The organism is Aurantiacibacter sp. MUD61 (assembly GCF_027912455.1).
Classification (GTDB): Bacteria; Pseudomonadota; Alphaproteobacteria; order Sphingomonadales; family Sphingomonadaceae; genus Alteraurantiacibacter.
Genome location: NZ_CP115446.1, coordinates 2,004,950 through 2,022,889 on the forward strand (window position 1 = coordinate 2,004,950; position 17,940 = coordinate 2,022,889).

The following is a 17,940-nucleotide window of genomic DNA, read 5'->3' on the forward strand; positions in this document are numbered from 1 at the left end:
GCCCCTTGCGCGCCGGATGCGGTCGTGTAGCACTCTGCGCTCAATACCAATTGCGCAGATGGGCATCGCGATTCCTATGAAAAAACTGACTGTTCTGGCCACTTTGGCTGCATCATTGCTGGCAACGCCGCTCGCCGCGCAGGACGCGCTTTCCGATCGCGCGACGCTGGAGAATGATGTTCGCATCCTTGCCGATGATGACATGGAAGGGCGCGAAGCGGGCACTCCCGGATATGATCGCGCTGCGGAGTATGTCGCCGGACGTTTTGCCGATATCGGCCTGCAGCCGGGCGGGGATGACGGCAGCTGGTATCAGAATTTCGAGCTGGTCCGCGTCCGTCAGGCGCGCGACACCAGCGTTGCCATCGTCGATGCGGACGGCAATTCGCGCAAAGTGGATTACGGCACGGATATTGTCGGCGGCGGCCTGCCCAATGCGGGTAGTGGCCGATTTGAAGCCGAAATGGTCTTCGTCGGCTATGGCTATGACCGGCCCGACCTTGGCTTTGACGATATGTCGGGTGTCGATCTGGAGGGCAAGATTGCCCTTTGGGTTTATGGTTCGCCCGAAGGCCTCGATCCGCTCGAAACGCGCATCCTGCAAAATCAGGCAACCGCGCGCCTTGCAGAGCGCGGTGCGATCGGTGCGATCATGCTGTGGACGCCCGAACTTTCGTCGCGCATTCCCTTTGAACGTGGCGCGCCATTCTTTGCTGGCGTGGGTGGGCTGACCTGGCTCGGCCCGGATGGTGTACCGGGTCATCTGGTTGAAGGCCCGCAGGTCTCGCTCGTGGCATCGGAAGAACTGTCGCGTGCCTTGCTCGAAGGTGAGCAGATTTCCATCGATGAAGTGTCCGCATCGCAGGCCAATGGCATGACGCCGCTGCCGAGCTTTGAAATTGGATCGCGCGCACGGATCAGCTTCGCCAATGAAATCGAGCCCGCGCTCGAAACCTCCAATGTCATCGGCATGCTGCCCGGTACCGATCCGGCGCTGGCAGACCAATATGTTGTGGTGACCGCTCACCTCGATCACGAAGGCATTTCGCGCTATCCGACCGAGGATGGGGACCGCATCTTCAATGGTGCGATGGACAATGCGACCGGCGTCTCGGCGTTGATGGAAATGGCCCGATTGATGCGCGCAGAGCCGGGCCGTCGCCCGCTGCTGTTTGTCGCGCTTGGCGCAGAAGAACTGGGCCTGATCGGATCATCCTACCACGCTGCAAATCCCGGCTTGGAGCAGGGCGAATTGGTGGCGAATGTGAACGTCGACATGCCTGTGCTCACATGGCCCTTCAGCGACATTGTGGCCTTTGGTTCGGACCGATCCAACCTCGGCCCGCATGTCGCATCTGCGGTGAGCGAATACGGTCTAGAACTCGTCCCCGATCCGAATCCGGGTGAGGCATTCTTCTTCCGTTCGGACCAGTATTCCTATGTCGAGCGCGGCATCCCGGCTGTCTATGTGGAGCTCGGCTTCGGCAACGATGGGGAGGCTGCGCAGACGTCCTTCCTTTCGACCCATTACCACCAGCCTTCGGACGAAGCCGATTTGATCGAGTATGAGCAGCTCGGCCGCTTTACCGACATCGCTTATCTGGTGCTGCGCAATGTCTCCAACATGGATGCACGCCCCGGCTGGCTGCCGGAAGAGTATTTCGGTCGGGCTTTCGGCGGGCATATCGCAGAAGGCGAATAGTCGCGGATCAGGGTGCATTCAGCTTCGTCCGTCGATGGATCACGCTTCCGCTGGACGGGGTTGCTAAAGAGAATGGCCAGAAACTGCTCGCAATTGCTGTATTGCATCGCTAATACAGTTCAGTGATGGGTATGTTTCGAAAGCTGTTTGCGCGGAGCGAGCCGGAAGACCGCTGGTCAGAGCGCGATCTCGCGCTGGAAAATGCGCCGTGGAGCCCTCTGCACGGGCTGGACGATGATGACGATTTTCTGGCCCGATATGACGATCGTGGCTTTACCCGTCCCCAGCGGAAATACAGCCAGGGGTGGCGGCGGATCATTCCGTCGCGCTGGCAGGACAAGAGCTGGTTGTGGTGGATCAGCCGATGGACGGCGGCGTTCCTTGCAGTTTTCATCCTGCTGGTCGGTTATCTCGCGATCACCGCACCGCTTTCCAAAAGCCTCGAGCCGATCGCGCCGCCGCAGATCACGCTGCTCGCCGCTGACGGCACGCCGATCGCGCGCAACGGCGCGGTGGTGGATGAGCCGGTGCAGGTATCGGAGCTGCCCGACCATGTGATCGAGCCGTTCCTCGCGATCGAAGACAGGCGCTTCTATTCGCACTGGGGTGTCGATCCGCGCGGCATTGGTCGCGCGGTCTTCACCGGCGTGGGCGGTGGATCGACCATCACCCAGCAGCTGGCAAAATTCACGTTTCTCACCCCCGAACAGACTTTGACCCGCAAGGCACGAGAGGCGCTGATTGCATTCTGGCTGGAGGCTTGGCTGACGAAGGATGAGATCCTCGAACGCTATCTCTCCAACGCCTATTTCGGCGACAATATGTACGGCATTCGCGCTGCCAGCCTGCATTACTTCTATCGCCATCCGGAGAATTTGCGGCCCGAACAGGCAGCGATGCTGGCCGGGCTGTTGCAAGCACCAAGCCGCCTCGCTCCCACTCGCAATCCGGACCTTGCCGCCGCGCGATATGGGCTCGTGAAGAATGCCATGGTCGCGGCGGGGTATCTGACGCAGGAAGAGGCCGATGCAATGGCAGTGCCCACGCTCGATGTGCGCACGCGCAACGATCTGCCGACAGGTACCTATTTCGCCGACTGGGCGCTGCCTGAAGCGCGCGAGATTTCCGGCATGTCCTATTCGCGCGAAACGTTGACCACTACGCTGGATTCGCGGCTCCAGAACATCGCACGGCGCGTTGTGGAGCGGGCGCCATTGGGAGAAGCGCAGGTCGCGCTCGTGGCCATGCGCACAAATGGCGAAGTCGTGGCGATGATCGGCGGGCGCGATTATTCGGAAAGTCCCTTCAACCGTGCGACGCAGGCGCGCCGCCAGCCCGGATCGACTTTCAAACTATTCGTGTATCTCTCCGCCCTGCGCGCCGGGTGGAGCCCAGGCGATACGATCGCGAACACGGAGTTTACTTCGGGCAGCTACCAGCCGGGGAATTCCAACGACCGGTATTCCGAAGTGATCACGTTGCGCGATGCCTTTGCGCAAAGCTCCAATGTCGCAGCCGTGCGCCTGTTCAACGAAGTGGGCAGTGAAGCCGTAATCGAAACCGCGCGCGAGCTTGGCATCACCACGCCCTTGCCCGATGGCGATCCGTCGCTGGCGCTGGGAACGTCGACCATGAGCCTCCTGGAACTTACTGCCGCCTATGCCGGGGTGGCAGGCAATTCCTTCCCTGTGAGCCCACGCGCTTTTCCGCAGGAGGAAGAAGGATGGTTTGAATGGCTGACGAATGGCCGTGGCAGCCTCAACGCCAGCGATCATGAGGATATGCAGGACATGCTGCGCGCCGCCATCAACGATGGCACGGGTAGGGCGGCTACACTGTCGGTTGCCAACTACGGCAAGACCGGCACCACGCAGAACAACCGCGATGCGCTGTTCGTCGGCTATGCAGGCGATCTGGTGGTCGGCGTGTGGATCGGGAACGATGACAATTCGCCGCTCGATGGCGTGACGGGCGGCGGACTGCCCGCACGCATCTGGCGCGATTTCATGCGCGGCGCGCTGGGCGCAGAGGCAGCTCCGCCCCGCGCTACGCCTTCGCCCGATCCCAGTGGGCCGGTGGAACCGCTGGACGTGCCCAATCTCGAAGACATTCCGATGGGCGAGCGCAGCCGCCTGTCGATCCGCGACGGCGAAGCTGTGTTCTCGACCGATGTCGAAGGCGTGCCGCTACAGATCGGTGTGCGCGATGGCGAATTGACGCTGGACGTGGATGAGGAAGCCGCCCAGCGCAGGCTGGAGGAGGCTAGCGGCCAACCTTCCGGGCAGGAGCGCTAACTCGCCTCGCTGTCGTTCTCTTCCGGTGACTGCTTTGTCCGGGGCAGCAATTCCAGCACAATGACCATCGCGGTCCACACGGCGAAAGTCGCCTGCAATTTGGGTGGCACCGCTATGGTGGCCATCTCAAGCATGGTCGGCAGCGCGGCCACCACGATAATAGCCATAACGCCGTAGAACAGTTTGTATACGCTTGAACCAAGATACAGGATGATCACGACAAGCGTAGCCGATACCAACAAAAGCAGCGCGAAATCATAGTTTTCCAGCGAGGTGCTGTCCGCCAGCACAAAGCCCAGCACCGCCCCGAAAACGACATTCAGCCCGCGAATATTCGCATGGTATTCTTCCTCCGTCACGGCGGAGGTCATGGGGATGTGATACCATTTCGGCTTGGATGGCGTCTTAGCCATGGGGGGTCACCAGATATTTCTCGCCCGTCTTCATCTGCGCATAATCCATGATGGCATCCTTGGTGAGCATTTCTTCCAGCCCGACACGCTCTTTGTAAGAGCTGGCGAAGGTGGTTGTCAGCCCCTGCTGCACACGCTGGCGCAGGCGCATCATGGTTTCCATGTCGCAGCTGCCGAGGAATGGGGTGAGCAGCCAGCCGGATACCGTCCAGCCGAAGCCGTAGCTGGGCGTAAGGATCGTGGGCGAGAGATCGAGGCGGCCGTAGATGTACATCTTCTTCGCCTGATTGGAGCCGTAGCGGCTGTATTCGGTCATTTTCGACGCCGCGACGCGCTCCATGGCGCGCAGGCAGGTGTCGGTCGTCTTGCCGCCGCCGATGGGATCATAGCCAAGGTATGCGCCGGTGTCGGAAATCGCGGAGGCCAGCTGCTTTTCGAAATCGTCCTCGGACGAGTTCACCACTTGGCTGGCACCAATGCCTTTCAGCAGGTCCACCTGTTCCTGCTTGCGCACGATATTGACCAGACCCATGCCGTCTTCCTGGCAAATCCGATTGAGCATCTGGCCAAGGTTGGATGCAGCAGCCGCATGGATGATCGCATCGTGACCTTCGCGCTTGGCGGTTTCGACAAAACCCAATGCGGTCAGTGGGTTGACGAAGGAACTTGCGCCTTCCTCTGCTGAGTGATCGCCCAGCGGCAGGCACATCATCGCATCGGCCAGCGCATATTCGCCATAGGCATGGCCGGGAACGCAGGAAACGCGCTGACCCATCAGTGCCTGCGCCATCTCGCCGTCGCCCGCAGCGATGACTGTGCCGGCGCCTTCATTGCCAACCGTCTGCGGCTTGTCATGTCGCGCCGCTTGGGTAGCGGCCATGCGCGGATCCATCTGCGCCACGATCTTGCCGGGCGAGTAGTCGGCATTTTCGAGGTCGACCCCGGTGATCATCAGCGCAAGATCGGAGGGATTGATCGGCGCCGCCTCCATCTTGACGAGCACCTGATTGCCGGTCGGTGCGGGGAATTCCTTTTCCTCCAGCGCCAAAGTCAGCGTTCCGTCGGAAGTGAGTGTCGATTTGAGCTGGCGTCCGGTGGTCATGTCTTTCTCCTAATTCTCGTTTGGCCTAATTCTCGTCTGGATATTGTGCGGCTACGAAATAGAGGCCTTCGGGCGGGGCGTTCAGGCCCAATGCCGAGCGATCTTTTGCCTCCAACGCCTCGGCCACCTGTTGGGTCCGCCATTGCCCCTGGCCGACAAGCGCCAGCGTGCCAACCATGGAGCGGACCTGATGATGCAGGAAACTGCGCGCGGCGGCACGGATAATCACGGCATCACCTTCACGCGTCACATCGAGCTTGTCGAGCGTTTTGACCGGGCTGGCGGACTGGCAGTGAGCACTGCGAAAAGTCGTGAAGTCGTGGTTCCCCACCAGCAGCTGCGCCGCCTCATGCATGGCATCGCTGTCCAGATCGCGGGCGATGTGCCAGGCGCGGCCCTTTTCGATCGTGAGCGGCGCGCGGCGATTGCGGATGCGATATTCGTAAGAACGGCCAGTGCAGGAAAAGCGCGCATGCCAGTCATCGGCTTTCTCCTCGCAGCCGATGATTGCGATGGGATCAGGGCGAAGCTTCGCATTGAGCGCCTCCATCAGCCGGAATGGCGCGATGTCCTTCGCGATATCTACATGGCTGCGCATCGCGAGTGCATGCACGCCGCTATCGGTGCGACCGGCGCTGTGCAGCGTTACATCCTCGCCGGTGACCGCATGGGCCGCTTCCTCGATCGCTTGCTGTACCGATGGCGAATGCTGCTGCCGCTGCAGTCCGCAGAACGGCCCGCCGTCAAATTCGATAGTCAGCGCAAAGCGGGTCACGAAAGCTGCGTCCCCTCACGCACGGGATTGCCGCGCAGGAATTGCTCGCGGCCCATGGTCGGCTTGCCAGCCTTTTGCAGCGTGACGGGGCGCAAGGCACCGTGCCCGCAAGCGATGGTCATTTTGTCGTCGATCAGAGTGCCGGGTTTGCCCGATGCATCGACCACTTCGGTCCGCAGCAATTTGACGCGGACATTGTTCAATTCAAACCAGGCACCGGGGAAGGGGGCAAACGCGCGGACATTGCGCTCGATATCCTCGGCCGGCTGGGCGAAGTAGATCCGCGCCTCGGCCTTTTCGATTTTGGGCGCATAGGTCGCGAGGCTGTCGTCCTGCTCCTCAGGCTTCAATTCATCGAGACGAGAGAGAGCCTCGACCATCAGCCGCGCACCCATTTTCGCCAGTTCATCGTGCAATTCGCCGGTCGTCTTGCAATCGATTGGCGTGCATTCTTTCAGCAGCATGGGGCCTGTATCGAGGCCCGCTTCCATCTGCATGATGGTGATGCCTGTTTCCTCATCGCCCGCCTGGATCGCCCGGTGGATCGGGGCGGCGCCGCGCCAGCGCGGCAGCAGGGAGCCGTGGACATTGAGACAGCCGTGCTTAGGCGCATCCAGCACCGCTTGCGGCAGGATCATTCCATAGGCGGCAACCACCGCCACATCCGCGCCAAGCGCGGCCAGAGCTTCCTGCTCCTCCGCACCCTTAAGACTGGTCGGGTTGCGCACTTCGATGCCCAGTTTTTCGGCCCGCGCGTGGACGGGGGAAGGGCGCTCCTGCTTGCCGCGGCCAGAACGGCGCGGCGGCTGTGAGTAGACCGCGACCACATCATGCCCCGCCTCCACCAGCGCTTCGAGCACCGGCAAGGCAAAATCGGGCGTTCCCATGAAGATTATTTTCATCGCAAAAGCCCCTAACCGTTCACCCTGAGCTTGTCGAAGGGTCGTTCTTTCTTATTTCACGCGGTGAAAAGGAAAAGCGATGCTTCGACAAGCTCAGCATGAGCGGATAGTGAGACAAAATGGCCTCCACCGAAATCGAAAATCTGGCAGCAGCCTTGGCACGGCTTCCCGGGCTCGGACCGCGATCCGCGCGGCGGGCGGTGCTTTGGCTGGTCAAACACCGTGAGACGGCCTTGAAGCAGGTTCTGGATGCTCTGGGCGCCGTTCAGGACAAGCTCGTCGAATGCGACACCTGCGGCAATGTCGACACGCAAAATCCCTGCACGATCTGCGCCGACCCGCGCCGCGATGCGAAAAGCATTTGCGTGGTGGAGGATGTCGCGGACCTGTGGGCGCTTGACCGCGCGCGGCTGTTCACCGGCAAATACCACGTGTTGGGCGGGAGGCTTTCCGCGCTTGACGGCGTGCGGCCAGAAGACCTGACTATCGACCAGCTGCTCGGCCGCGTGGCAGAAGGCGGTGTGGACGAAGTCGTCCTTGCAATGAATGCGACGCTCGAAGGGCAAACGACCGCCCATTATATCGCTGAGAAGCTCGAAGATCGCCCCGTTCGGATCACCCAGCTCGCCCACGGTCTACCGGTCGGCGGGGAGCTGGATTACCTCGACGAGGGAACGCTTGCGCAGGCGCTGCGGGCAAGGAGGCCGTTGGGTTAGCCCACCCCGCTGCGACTAGCTCGCTGCGCTCGGCAAGTCTCGCTCCCCTCCCGCAGGCGGGAGGGGGTGGGGGTGGGCCGGCAACGTTGAATACTTCGTTCAGCGGAACTATATCTCACCCCATGGCTATCAGAGAAATCCTTGAAGCGCCGGATCCCCGGCTCAAAACCGTGTCCAAGCCCGTCGAGACTTTCGATGCGGAGCTTAAGACGCTCGTCGATGACATGTTCGAAACTATGTATGCAGCGCATGGGATTGGCCTCGCAGCGATCCAGGTGGGCGAACCCATTCGCCTGCTCGTGATCGACCTGCAGGAAGAGGACAAGGACGCAGAGCCTGTCGAATGCGAGCATGACGGCACGAAGCACACCCACCAGCCGGTCATTAATGACCCGCGCATTTTCGTGAATCCGGAAATCCTCGATCCCAGCGACGACATGGGCACCTATCAGGAAGGCTGCCTGTCGGTCCCCGATATCTATGCCGATGTGGAGCGCCCGTCCCGCTGCCGCGTGCGCTATCAGGATCTCGACGGCAACCAACATGAGGAAGAAATGTCCGGCATGCTGGCCACCTGCATCCAGCATGAAATGGACCATCTGAATGGCATCCTCTTCATCGATCACCTCAGCCGCCTGAAGCGGTCAATGGCATTGAAGAAGCTGAAGAAGATGCGCGAAGCCGCGTGAAGGGACCGCTGAGCCTGCGAAGGGCTGCGCTCGCCGGCGTTATCTATGCAGTGGTGATGTGCATCTGGCGCTATGTCAGCTCTGATGACACGCTGGACGAGCTGAGCGTCAAATTCGCGGTCTATTTCGTGTTCTTCACGACCGGCTTCTGGATACTCTACAACCTCTTTGCCACGTGGAAATCGCGCGGCGAGGATTGAAACGAAAAAGGGCCGCTCCATCGGGTGCGGCCCTTTTCCTTTATCAAGTGTCGGCTTGTCACCCAGCGCCGGTCACCTGCGGGCGGACTTTGGGGATCAGCGCGAAGGCGAGCAGGTAAAGCGCACCCACCACGATCAGCAGGTTGTTGTAACCAGTGAACAGCGCGGCATACTCCAGGCACCCGCCAAGGATCGTGCCGAGCAGGTTCACTGCAAAGGCACTGCGCGTATCGCCGCTTTCACGGAAGCGCTTGGAGAAGGCCACATTCGCGATGAAAATCGGAATGAAGGCCAGCAGCACCGCAGCCACGACGCGCGGCCAGAACGGCATGGCGAGCAGCCATTCTTCAGGGATGAAGAACGCAGCCAGCAGTGATGCGAGCATCGCTGCATAGCACCAGCCGATCGGCGGGGTCTTGAACTTGCGGGTGTATTCGACTGCCGCCAGCACCACGATCAGCACGCCGCCGAACACCAGTGCATTCACGAACCATGTCGTGCCGAACAGCAGAGCGAAAGTGGCGATGTTTTTCGTTTCCAGCAGCATGAAAGCCGCGCCCATGAAGAACAGGTCTGCATAGGGCCGCATTTCCTTCAGCGGACCGCCGAGCGTGCGCACGGTGATCAGCGAAGCGAGCAGGATCAGCCCCAGCGTCACGATGTAGAGCGGCGGGAAGTTATCACCTTTGAAGTAGATGAAAGGCGAATTGTCATTGGCAGGCTGCATGTCGGCTTCGGCGCTGACAGGCTGCCACACGCCCTGACACGCCTGGTCAGCAGGAGTCAGTCCCACAGTGATGACAGCCTGTTGGTCATCGAACGTGTCGACACAGGGCGCATGGCCGAAAGCCGCAGCGGTTGTGTTGGCCAGACGGTCGATCAGCCAGTCTTCGCGATAATAATTGTACATCGCAAAGGTGCCGCCGGGATTGAGGCGATTGCGAACCGATTGCATGGCCTCTTCGGTGAACAGGAAGCTCTCCAGGCGGATCTGCGATGCACCGTTTACCAGCGTCAGGCTGTCCGGCAGGGCGAACAGGATGAAATCGTAGGTTTTGTCGGTGCCTTCCAGGAATGCGCGCCCATCGTTGATATGCCGCGTGACGCGCGGATCCTGATAGGGGCGATCGATATTCTGTTCGATCCCGACTTCCATGATACGCGGATCGATATCGACAGCGTCGACACTGCGCGCACCACTATCGAGCGCAATTGCCAGGTCCGAGCCCGATCCGGCCCCCACGATCAGAACATCGCCAAGCTCTGCAGACGCCCGACGCTCGTAAGGAGTGAAATAGATGTCGTATTGCATCGCCCGCCGAAGCTCGAGCGGAGCCATGATCTGGTGGGGTACGCCATTGGCGCGGATATTGACCACGCCATCGATTGGGGGATCGGAATCGAGCGTCTGGATCTTGTAATAGGGCGACCAGCTTATGTTCTCATCGGTGCTCTCATTGAACAGGATCACCAGCAGCGGCAGCGTCCAAGCCACCGTCGCAAGGCGGCGCTTCTTTTCCGACAGGGCGACGTAAAGCACGCCCGCAAGCATGCCCCAGACGAGGCTAGGTGCATGCATGAAGCTGAGCGCTGAAAAGGCGACGATGCCTGCGAGTGAACCGATCAGGTCCCAGCGATAGGCTTTAAGGGCAGGCAGCTTGGCAAAGCAGCGGCCTACCAGCTCCGCAGGGCCAGCCAGGATGACGGCGACGAGGCAAAATATCAGCGGCAGGGCGAGCCATGCAGGCGGTCCGCCCAGTTCCAGCGCGGTCCAGTAGAGTATCTCTCCGCCCTCATGCTGGATGCTCATCGGGTAACGGATCACGCCGACGGTCAGCAGGGTGAGCAGCGGCAGCGACCACGGCCAGATCGACCAGCTCTTGCGGCTGATCAGGAAGCCCGCACCGATGCCGAGAAAGCTGCCCAGCAGCACGAAATTGGAGAAGTAGGAAAGGTGGATCACATTCGATCCGAGCCATCGGATCAGCGCCAGCTCCACAAACAGCATCAGCGTGGCCGACGCGACCAGCCGCGTGGCAACTCTGCCCTCACTATCGGTGCGATGGCTTGTCTGCGATGCTTTCTCCGGCGCGTCGGTCAGAGCGGCCGGATTGTTTTCTGCAATGTCCACGTAGACGTCCCCTGTAACTCGATCAGGCCGAGCTACAGGGGACGCGTTAAAAAGGTTTTAACCATAAGAGCCGCGCTTCGAGGCGGCTTTGCACGGGTTTGATCAGGCGGTCGCTGCGTCGACCATGCCGTCCAGCGCCTTCATGCAATCTTCCATGCATTCGCGGCACATTTTCTCGCAGCGGCGGCAGTGATCGTTGTCGTGCTTGGCGCATTCCTCGGCGCAGACCTTGCAGGCGATGATGCAGGCTTCAAGCAGCGATTTGATGACGACAGTGTTGCCGTGCGTGCGGCGGGCGGCAACGGTGCTGACGGCCTGGCAGATGTCCGAGCAATCCGAGCATTTGCGGATGCATTCCGACATATCGCCGGTTTCGGCATTGCACGCATCGGCGCAGGAATTGCAGATCGCCGCGCAATACATGGCATATTTCACCGCCTGCGCCAGCTGCTCGTTGTAATCGTCACCCACACTGGGATGCTCGCTAATCATTTCCTTGATCGACATGGCTTTTCTCCTTGGTTGCCAGATCAGCGAACGGGGCGGGGGATTGGTTCCGACTGGGGATAACTTCGATGTTGGGTTGCGAGCGGCGCCTACAAAGAGAAGTTTATCTAGTCGGGAATTTTTTGGAGCGACCCCGAATCGAATAAATCCTTAGCTGGAACTGTAACTTTGCGACGTGACGGCATCCCTCTACCAGCCACAAGAAGCTGGCGAGACATAACCGGATCAAGCCAACGGCAGACAGCGACGGTATCGAATAGCTCGGTAGATACGGAGAATGACCATGCCTTACTGGCGTGTAAGAATCCGTGCGCGTTGCGAAGGTTGGTACTGGGAATGCCGTGATCCAAATGGCAATTTCATTTGCAGTTCACCCATTAGCTTTGCGCATCGGTGGCAGGCGGTTCAAAATTTCGAGCGAATGTTCGCGGATCATTGGGCCACAAACGACTCTCGTGAAATAGACGAGGCGCGAACAGGTACTGATTGGGGATGTGAGCTTTAGCTCATGTCCCTTTTCAGGGAGAACTCGAATGCAAATTGAATATATCGTACTCATCTCTGTCACGATCGCGCTGGTAATCGGCGCTGGCCTCGGCTGGTTCTTTGGATCGCGACCCGTGGCCGATTGGAAAGCCCGCCATGCCGAACGCGATGCGGAGGCGAAGGCGCTGGATGAGAAATTCCGCAAGGCGATTGTCGATCTGGAGAACGCCACTGTTCGTGCGGAACGCGCGGACGGGCTCGAAAAGCGGCTGGATGAAGCGCGCGAAGAGCTTACCGGGCTGAAGGCTCAGGCGGCAGGTTTTGCCGAGCAGAAACGTTTGCTCGAAGAAAGCCGTGAGAAGCTGCTGAAGGAATTCGAGAACACCGGCGCTGCGGTTCTGGGCAAGGCTCAGGAGGCATTCCTCGCCCGGGCGAACGAACGCTTCGCCCATTCGGAAAAGGCCAGTGCGGAGAAGCTTTCGACGCTCCTGAAGCCCGTCGATGATCGGCTGAAGAAATATGAGGCCCAGGTCGAGCAATTGGAAGCCAAGCGCGTCGATGCCTTCGGCCAATTGACTGGCCTTATCGAGAATATGCGGCGCGGGCAGGAAGAGGTGCGGCGCGAGGCGCAGCGTCTCGGTAACTCGCTCACCAATGCTCCCAAGGCGCGCGGGCGCTGGGGAGAGCGGGCGCTGCAGAATGTGCTCGAGCAGTGCGGCCTGTCCGAACATACCGATTTCCAGCTGGAGCAGTCGGTCGATACCGAAGGCGGGAGGCTGCGGCCCGATGCCATCGTGCATGTGCCGGGGCAGAAGAAACTGGTGATCGATGCCAAGGTCTCGCTCAACGCCTATCAGGCCGCGTTCGAGGCGGATGACGAGGATGAGCGCGCACGGCAGATGGGCCTGCATGCGAAGTCGATGCGCAACCACGTGCAGACGCTGGGTGCCAAAAGCTACCAAAGCCAGTTCGACGATGCACCCGACTATGTGGTGATGTTCGTGCCGGGTGAGCACTTCGTAGCCGCCGCGTTGGAAGCCGATCCAGAGCTGTGGGATTTCGCCTTCAAGAACGGCGTGCTGCTCGCCACGCCGACCAATCTGGTCGCCATCGCCCGAACCGTCGCGCAGGTCTGGCGGCAGGACAAGATGGCCGCCGAAGCGCAGGAAATCGGCAAGATGGGCGCAGAGCTCTACGACCGGCTCCGCGTGGCTGCCGAACACATGAAGCGCGTCGGTGGCGGGCTCGAAACGGCGGTCAGCAATTACAACAAATTTGTCGGCAGCTTCGAACGCAACGTCCTCACGTCAGGCAAGCGCATGGCCGAAAAGGGTCTCGAAATTTCCAAGGAAATCGAAGACGTCCCGCTCGTCGAAGGCGCGCCGCGCTATACGGCGGAAGACATTTCGGAGGATGATCCCGCACTGCTGTTGCAGGGCGATGGTGAGAAGAAATAAGCGGCGGCTTCTGCCAAACTAGCGATCAAGACTCGCAAGCACTTCGTAGCCGAGCACCGCTGCCGCCACCGCAGCATTCAGGCTGTCGGCGCGCCCCTTCATCGGCATGGTGACACGCAGATCGCAGGCCGCTTCATAGGCTTCGGGCAGGCCTTGGGACTCGTTCCCCACCATCACAAAGCACGGCGCAGCATAGGGTGCTTCGCGATAGGGCACGGCATCGCGCAATGACGCGGCCACCAGTTGCCCTTCACCTTCGCGCAGCCAGTTGTGGAATTCACTCCACGGTGCGCGAGCGATGTTTTGTGTGAATATGGCGCCCATGCTGGCGCGAACGGCCTCCACACTGAAGGGATCGGCGCAATCGTCGATCAGGATCAAGCCGCCTGCGCCGATTGCATCGCCTGTACGCAGCATCGTGCCGAGATTGCCAGGGTCGCGCAGCGCTTGCGCCACCAGCCAGATTTTCGCGCTGGTCCGGTCCAGTGCGCCCAGCGACGTATCGAACTCGGCAAAGACGCCGGCCACGCTTTGCGGATTGTCCTTACCGGTGATTTTGCCGAGAATGTCGGGGCTGGTGGTGATCACCTCCCCACCGGCGCTTTCGACGGCGTTTTCCAGCGCGCTGAGCAGCGGATGGTCATCGCGCCGCTCTGCCATCACCAGCACTTCGGGCACACGCCCGCTTTCGCGCGCATCGGTGAGCAATCGCAGGCCTTCGGCGAGGAATTTGCCCTCGCGCTTGCGATGCTTCTTCTCGCGCAGGCTGCGCAGATATTTGACGGTGGCATTGGAAAAGCCGGTGATGTGCTTGCGCATGGCGCTTCTACTCGCCGCGCGGGCGGCGCTCCATTCAGTCTTCGCCGAAGCCGGTTTCCACCAGCTCGACAAGCTCGGCGAGCCGTGCTTCGGCATTTTCTCCCTCGACGGAGAGAACGACGGTATCGCCCTTGGCCGCGCCCAGCATCATCAGGCCGAGGATCGAGGTGCCGAGCGCATCATTGCCATCCTTGGCAACTTTGACCGTGCTGCCTTCCATCTCCGCCGCTGCGGCGACGAATTTGGCGCTGGCACGGGCGTGCAGGCCGCGCTTGTTGACGATCAGGACTTCCTTGCTGTTGCCGCTCAACCCCAAAAACCCCTTTCAGGCATCCTGGCCGAGAAACTCGGATGCCATCGTAATGTAATTGCGCCCCGCATCGCGCGCCGCTTCGGCTGCCGCCGCCAAAGGCATTTCCTTGCGTGCACCGGCGAGGCGGATCAGCATCGGCAGATTGATGCCGGCGATTACTTCAGTCTTGCCCGGTTGCAGCAGCGAAATCGCGAGATTGGAGGGCGTGCCGCCGAACAGATCGGTCAGCAGGATCGCGCCTTTTCCGGAATCGACGGTCTTGATAGCCTTGGCGATATCCGCACGGCGCAGCTCCATATCGTCATTGGGGCCGATGCAGATGGTGGCGACGCCTTCCTGCTGCCCCACCACATGTTCCATGGCGGCAACAAATTCATCGGCCAGCTGGCCGTGCGTCACGAGTATGATCCCGATCATCGACGATTAAAGCTCTTACGGGGCGACCAGCTTATTTGCGGAAACATCACACTCATCACGATTGCTGCGTGCCTTCTACCAGTTCCGCAGCGCGGGACCCCAGATTGCGATGCAGGACCGTGGGCGAAAAGCCGCCCTCGCGCAAGACCTGCGCCATTTTCTCAGCCGTGTAGACGCTACGGTGTCTCCCTCCGGTACAGCCGAAGGCGATGTTGACGTAGGCCTTGCCTTGCTCGGCATAGCGCGGGAGGAGTTCCAGCAGCAGCGATTTGATCTTGTCGAAGGTGGAGGCGAAAACCGCGCTCTTCTCGATGAAATCGCCGACATCGCTGTCTAGCCCAGTCTGCTCTTTCAGGCCCGGCTCCCAATGTGGATTGTCGAGATAGCGCATGTCGAACACCAGATCGGCTGTGGGCGGCTTGCCGCGCGCAAAGCCGAAGCTGGAGACGGTGACCGTCATTTCGGTCGGCGCGGTTTGCGCAAATTGATCGCGAATCGTCTGCTTCAGATCGTTGACCGTGAAATCGGTCGTGTCGATCAGCACATCGGCCCAGCGCCGTAGCGGTGCGAGCAGTTCGCGCTCCGCCGCGATGCCGGATACGACCGGCAAATCCTGCGCCAGAAAATGGCGCCGCCGTGTCTCGTTGAAGCGGCGTTCCAGCTCATTGCCCGCGCAATCGAGGAAAAGCGTGGTGATCGGAATATCATCGTCTTCAAGCCAACCTTTGACCTGTTCGATGACATCCTCCGGCACGAAACCGCGTGTACGGCAGTCAAACCCGATAGCGAGCGAAAACGGCTCATTGTCATGGCCCACCAGCCTATCGAGCAGGCGGATGGGGAAATTGTCGATCGACTCCCAGCCTAGGTCCTCCAGCTCGCGAAGGGCGGTGGATTTGCCGGCTCCCAGCATGCCGGTGACCAGCAGGATTCGTTGCGGCTTGGGACGGGTAGGATCAGCCATGATGTGCGATGTGCGCCTTCATTCTGCAAAAGGGAACACTAAACCTTAGGCGGTATCGGGGATTTGCCCGTAAATCTCGAGCGCAGCTTCGGCGCGCAAGGGCAGGGCGGGGGTGTCCGGATAGAGATCGACCTGCGGCACCGGCTCGCCCAGCAGCAGCGCCTCATTGGTCCCCAAAGGCAGTCGCTCGGCCTCAGCGGTCAGATGGATCACGATAGAAATGGGCGCGCTGGTGGTCGGCACTTCCAGCAGGCCGACATTACGGATTTCGATCAGACCTTCGGTATTGGGCGGGGGCGAGGCGACGATCCGGCCATTGTCCTTGGTCAGAACGACCCCGTCATCGCCAACGAGCTCCGCCCCGCGATCAAGGAGGGCGAGTGCCAGGCTCGATTTTCCGCTGCCCGGTTCTCCGGTAATCAGCATGCCGCGCCCGCGCATCGAAATGCAGCTTACATTGGCCATCACATCAGTCATGATCGTGTGTCGTCATCCTTCAGGCAGCAGGGAGTTCGAGCATCAGGCGAGCGCCGCCGAGCTCGCCGCTCTCATCATCTACGCTGAGCGATCCGTCATGCGCCTCGGCAATAGTGCGACCGATGGCGAGCCCAAGCCCGCTGTGATCGCCGAAAGTCTCCGCATCGGGGCGGTGCGAGTGGAAGCGCCGGAAGACTTTCTCTCGTTCGTTTTCGGGGATGCCCGGCCCTTCATCGCACACGCTGGCCTGCACGCGGCCTTCGCTGTGGCGTATCTCCACAAGGATGCGCCCACCATCGGGCGAGAAGGATATGGCGTTGTCGAGCAGGTTTTCGGCAATCCGTTCCAGCCGGATGGGCACGCCCATGACGGTCGCCCGCTCACTGGGACAGCGCATTTCAATCGAGCAGCCGCTCGCTTCGCCGCGATCCTTTTTGCGCGCGACGACATTCGCGAAGAGGTCACACAAATCGACCGGCTCGAAAGTCGCGCGGCTCAGCTCTGCATCGATGCGGCTGGCTTCGGAAATTTCGGTGACGAGGCGATCGATGCGGCGCACATCATGCGCGGCGACATCGACCAACTGCGCTCGCAACTCCGGATCCTCAACCTTGCGCAGGCTTTCGGTCGCGCTCCGTAGGGAAGCGAGCGGGTTCTTGATCTCATGCGCGACATCGGCGGCGAAGGTTTCCACGGCATCGATCCGCTGGCGAAGTGTTGCGGTCATATCGGAAACGGCACGGGCGAGCAGGCCGATTTCATCGCCACGCTCCTGCATGCGCGGCACTTCGATGTCGCGCTCGCGGCCCAATCTCACGCGCTGGGTCGATTGCACCAGCCGCCGAAGCGGTTCGATGATTGTGTTCGCGAGGTAGAGCGAGAGGATGGTGGAGACCACCAGCGCCAGCAGGATGATCGTCATGAGACTGGTGCGCGCCGCGCGCACGGCCTGGGTGATATCGACGGCATTGCGCGTGGTGAGCAGGCTGGCGCCGTTCACACCCACCGGCGCGGCGGCGTTGATCACCGGCGTGCCATCGGGCGCACGGCGGAGTTCGATCTGCGATAGGCCCTGTTGCCGCACACGGGCGAGTTCAGGCCAGCTGTCTGCCATTGTGTCGGCAGGCTCTGCATAGGCTGGCGGGGAGGGCGCGCCCACCACGATATTGACCGCATCGTCGGTCCAGCGGGCGAGATCTTCGAAGAATGGTTCGGCGACCGGGTCGTCAAAAGTGAAGCTGGGCTCGTCCAGCGCAAAGCTGTCTGCAACCAGCGCGCCCGAGGCATCGTACATGCGCAGCCGCATGCGCTGCTCGCGCCCGATCTGGCTGAGAAGCGCCTCTTGCCGTTCCACCGTCGCCCCTGCCAGCGCCTCAGCCGTGATCTGCGCTTCGATGCGGGCGAGCTTGAAGCGTTCGTCGAGCAACTGGCGGCGGTAGGAGTCGAGAAAGAACAGACTTCCCGCCAGCACCAGCAGCGGAATGAGGTTCACCATAAGAATGCGCGTGGTGAGCGAAACGCCAAGCGGGAAGGCGAGCCGTTCGAAACGCGAAGATGCCTGATCGGTATCAGCCAT

18 protein-coding genes are annotated in these 17,940 nt (G+C 60.8%); 6 read left to right on the forward strand and 12 right to left on the reverse strand.

Annotation, left to right across the window (positions count from 1 at the left end; translation table 11 throughout):
- Positions 1–76 precede the first annotated feature (76 nt).
- Together O2N64_RS09580 and O2N64_RS09585 are read left to right on the forward strand one after the other, a co-directional pair.
- Positions 77–1,702 (forward strand): M28 family peptidase, encoded by a 1,626-nt coding sequence (locus O2N64_RS09580; RefSeq protein ID WP_271077386.1) that lies wholly within the window; start codon positions 77–79, stop codon positions 1,700–1,702.
- Between the two features lie 125 nt (positions 1,703–1,827).
- Entirely contained in the window at positions 1,828–3,996 is a 2,169-nt protein-coding gene (locus O2N64_RS09585; RefSeq protein WP_271079634.1) for a transglycosylase domain-containing protein, read from the forward strand.
- Here O2N64_RS09585 and O2N64_RS09590 read toward each other — a convergent pair.
- Genes O2N64_RS09590 through fmt form a run of 4 tightly spaced genes read right to left on the reverse strand, consistent with a single transcriptional unit; the run spans position 3,993 to position 7,188 of the window.
- Complete coding sequence (locus O2N64_RS09590; RefSeq protein WP_271077387.1) at positions 3,993–4,409, reverse strand: hypothetical protein; 417 nt, start codon at positions 4,407–4,409, stop codon at positions 3,993–3,995. The two genes, O2N64_RS09585 and O2N64_RS09590, sit on opposite strands and share 4 nt — an antisense overlap.
- Positions 4,402–5,511 (reverse strand): zinc-binding dehydrogenase, encoded by a 1,110-nt coding sequence (locus O2N64_RS09595; protein ID WP_271077388.1) that lies wholly within the window; start codon positions 5,509–5,511, stop codon positions 4,402–4,404. The genes O2N64_RS09590 and O2N64_RS09595 overlap by 8 nt, the downstream gene beginning before the upstream one ends.
- Before the next feature lie 25 nt (positions 5,512–5,536).
- Positions 5,537–6,286: a tRNA pseudouridine(38-40) synthase TruA gene (gene truA / locus O2N64_RS09600; RefSeq protein WP_271077389.1), complete on the reverse strand. Its 750-nt coding sequence runs from the start codon at positions 6,284–6,286 to the stop codon at positions 5,537–5,539.
- Positions 6,283–7,188, reverse strand: coding sequence for a methionyl-tRNA formyltransferase (gene fmt / locus O2N64_RS09605; RefSeq protein WP_271077390.1), 906 nt, complete (start codon positions 7,186–7,188; stop codon positions 6,283–6,285). The genes truA and fmt overlap by 4 nt, the downstream gene beginning before the upstream one ends.
- A gap of 119 nt (positions 7,189–7,307) precedes the next feature.
- On the opposite strand from fmt, the gene recR reads away from it, so the two are divergent.
- The 3 genes from recR (at position 7,308) to O2N64_RS09620 (ending at position 8,793) form a co-directional block, all read left to right on the forward strand.
- Entirely contained in the window at positions 7,308–7,904 is a 597-nt protein-coding gene (gene recR / locus O2N64_RS09610; protein ID WP_271077391.1) for a recombination mediator RecR, read from the forward strand.
- A 122-nt stretch (positions 7,905–8,026) separates the two neighbouring features.
- A complete protein-coding gene (gene def, locus O2N64_RS09615; RefSeq protein ID WP_271077392.1) occupies positions 8,027–8,593 on the forward strand; it encodes a peptide deformylase in 567 nt (188 codons plus the stop codon).
- Positions 8,590–8,793, forward strand: a complete 204-nt coding sequence (locus tag O2N64_RS09620; protein ID WP_271077393.1) for a hypothetical protein — start codon at positions 8,590–8,592, stop codon at positions 8,791–8,793. Before def ends, O2N64_RS09620 begins: the two co-directional genes overlap by 4 nt.
- Positions 8,794–8,851: 58 nt before the next feature.
- On the opposite strand, the gene O2N64_RS09625 is transcribed toward O2N64_RS09620, so the two are convergent.
- Positions 8,852–10,924: a spermidine synthase gene (locus O2N64_RS09625; RefSeq protein ID WP_271077394.1), complete on the reverse strand. Its 2,073-nt coding sequence runs from the start codon at positions 10,922–10,924 to the stop codon at positions 8,852–8,854.
- Positions 10,925–11,026: 102 nt separating this feature from the next.
- The gene (locus O2N64_RS09630) at positions 11,027–11,431 is read right to left on the reverse strand and encodes a four-helix bundle copper-binding protein (RefSeq protein ID WP_271077395.1); all 405 of its coding nucleotides are present in this window, start codon (positions 11,429–11,431) and stop codon (positions 11,027–11,029) included.
- A 533-nt stretch (positions 11,432–11,964) separates the two neighbouring features.
- Here O2N64_RS09630 and rmuC point away from each other — a divergent pair.
- The gene (rmuC, locus tag O2N64_RS09635; protein WP_271077396.1) at positions 11,965–13,374 is read left to right on the forward strand and encodes a DNA recombination protein RmuC; all 1,410 of its coding nucleotides are present in this window, start codon (positions 11,965–11,967) and stop codon (positions 13,372–13,374) included.
- 18 nt (positions 13,375–13,392) lie between these two features.
- Here the strand turns inward: rmuC and O2N64_RS09640 are convergent, their stop codons facing one another.
- From O2N64_RS09640 to O2N64_RS09665, 6 genes are read right to left on the reverse strand one after another with little or no spacing between them, the layout of a single operon-like run.
- Positions 13,393–14,193: a TrmH family RNA methyltransferase gene (locus O2N64_RS09640; protein ID WP_271077397.1), complete on the reverse strand. Its 801-nt coding sequence runs from the start codon at positions 14,191–14,193 to the stop codon at positions 13,393–13,395.
- Between the two features lie 34 nt (positions 14,194–14,227).
- Entirely contained in the window at positions 14,228–14,503 is a 276-nt protein-coding gene (locus O2N64_RS09645) for an HPr family phosphocarrier protein (protein ID WP_271077398.1), read from the reverse strand.
- Between the two features lie 15 nt (positions 14,504–14,518).
- Positions 14,519–14,923, reverse strand: a complete 405-nt coding sequence (locus O2N64_RS09650; RefSeq protein WP_271077399.1) for a PTS sugar transporter subunit IIA — start codon at positions 14,921–14,923, stop codon at positions 14,519–14,521.
- Between the two features lie 55 nt (positions 14,924–14,978).
- Positions 14,979–15,887, reverse strand: coding sequence for an RNase adapter RapZ (gene rapZ, locus O2N64_RS09655; RefSeq protein ID WP_271077400.1), 909 nt, complete (start codon positions 15,885–15,887; stop codon positions 14,979–14,981).
- Between the two features lie 45 nt (positions 15,888–15,932).
- Positions 15,933–16,364 carry an HPr kinase/phosphorylase gene (locus tag O2N64_RS09660; protein ID WP_271077401.1) on the reverse strand — a complete coding sequence of 144 codons (432 nt, stop codon included), beginning with the start codon at positions 16,362–16,364 and terminating at the stop codon, positions 15,933–15,935.
- 19 nt (positions 16,365–16,383) lie between these two features.
- The gene (locus O2N64_RS09665) at positions 16,384–17,940 is read right to left on the reverse strand and encodes a sensor histidine kinase (RefSeq protein WP_271077402.1); all 1,557 of its coding nucleotides are present in this window, start codon (positions 17,938–17,940) and stop codon (positions 16,384–16,386) included.

Coding starts and splice junctions, on each gene's coding strand:
- recR (WP_271077391.1), top strand. CDS start 7,308: ATGGCCTCCACCGAAATCGAAAATCTGGCAGCAGCCTTGGCACGGCTT.
- O2N64_RS09630 (WP_271077395.1), bottom strand. CDS start 11,431: ATGTCGATCAAGGAAATGATTAGCGAGCATCCCAGTGTGGGTGACGAT.
- fmt (WP_271077390.1), bottom strand. CDS start 7,188: ATGAAAATAATCTTCATGGGAACGCCCGATTTTGCCTTGCCGGTGCTC.
- O2N64_RS09640 (WP_271077397.1), bottom strand. CDS start 14,193: ATGCGCAAGCACATCACCGGCTTTTCCAATGCCACCGTCAAATATCTG.
- rmuC (WP_271077396.1), top strand. CDS start 11,965: ATGCAAATTGAATATATCGTACTCATCTCTGTCACGATCGCGCTGGTA.
- O2N64_RS09590 (WP_271077387.1), bottom strand. CDS start 4,409: ATGGCTAAGACGCCATCCAAGCCGAAATGGTATCACATCCCCATGACC.
- rapZ (WP_271077400.1), bottom strand. CDS start 15,887: ATGGCTGATCCTACCCGTCCCAAGCCGCAACGAATCCTGCTGGTCACC.
- O2N64_RS09585 (WP_271079634.1), top strand. CDS start 1,828: ATGGGTATGTTTCGAAAGCTGTTTGCGCGGAGCGAGCCGGAAGACCGC.
- O2N64_RS09665 (WP_271077402.1), bottom strand. CDS start 17,940: ATGGCTGATACCGATCAGGCATCTTCGCGTTTCGAACGGCTCGCCTTC.
- O2N64_RS09595 (WP_271077388.1), bottom strand. CDS start 5,511: ATGACCACCGGACGCCAGCTCAAATCGACACTCACTTCCGACGGAACG.
- def (WP_271077392.1), top strand. CDS start 8,027: ATGGCTATCAGAGAAATCCTTGAAGCGCCGGATCCCCGGCTCAAAACC.
- O2N64_RS09660 (WP_271077401.1), bottom strand. CDS start 16,364: ATGACTGATGTGATGGCCAATGTAAGCTGCATTTCGATGCGCGGGCGC.
- O2N64_RS09650 (WP_271077399.1), bottom strand. CDS start 14,923: ATGATCGGGATCATACTCGTGACGCACGGCCAGCTGGCCGATGAATTT.
- O2N64_RS09580 (WP_271077386.1), top strand. CDS start 77: ATGAAAAAACTGACTGTTCTGGCCACTTTGGCTGCATCATTGCTGGCA.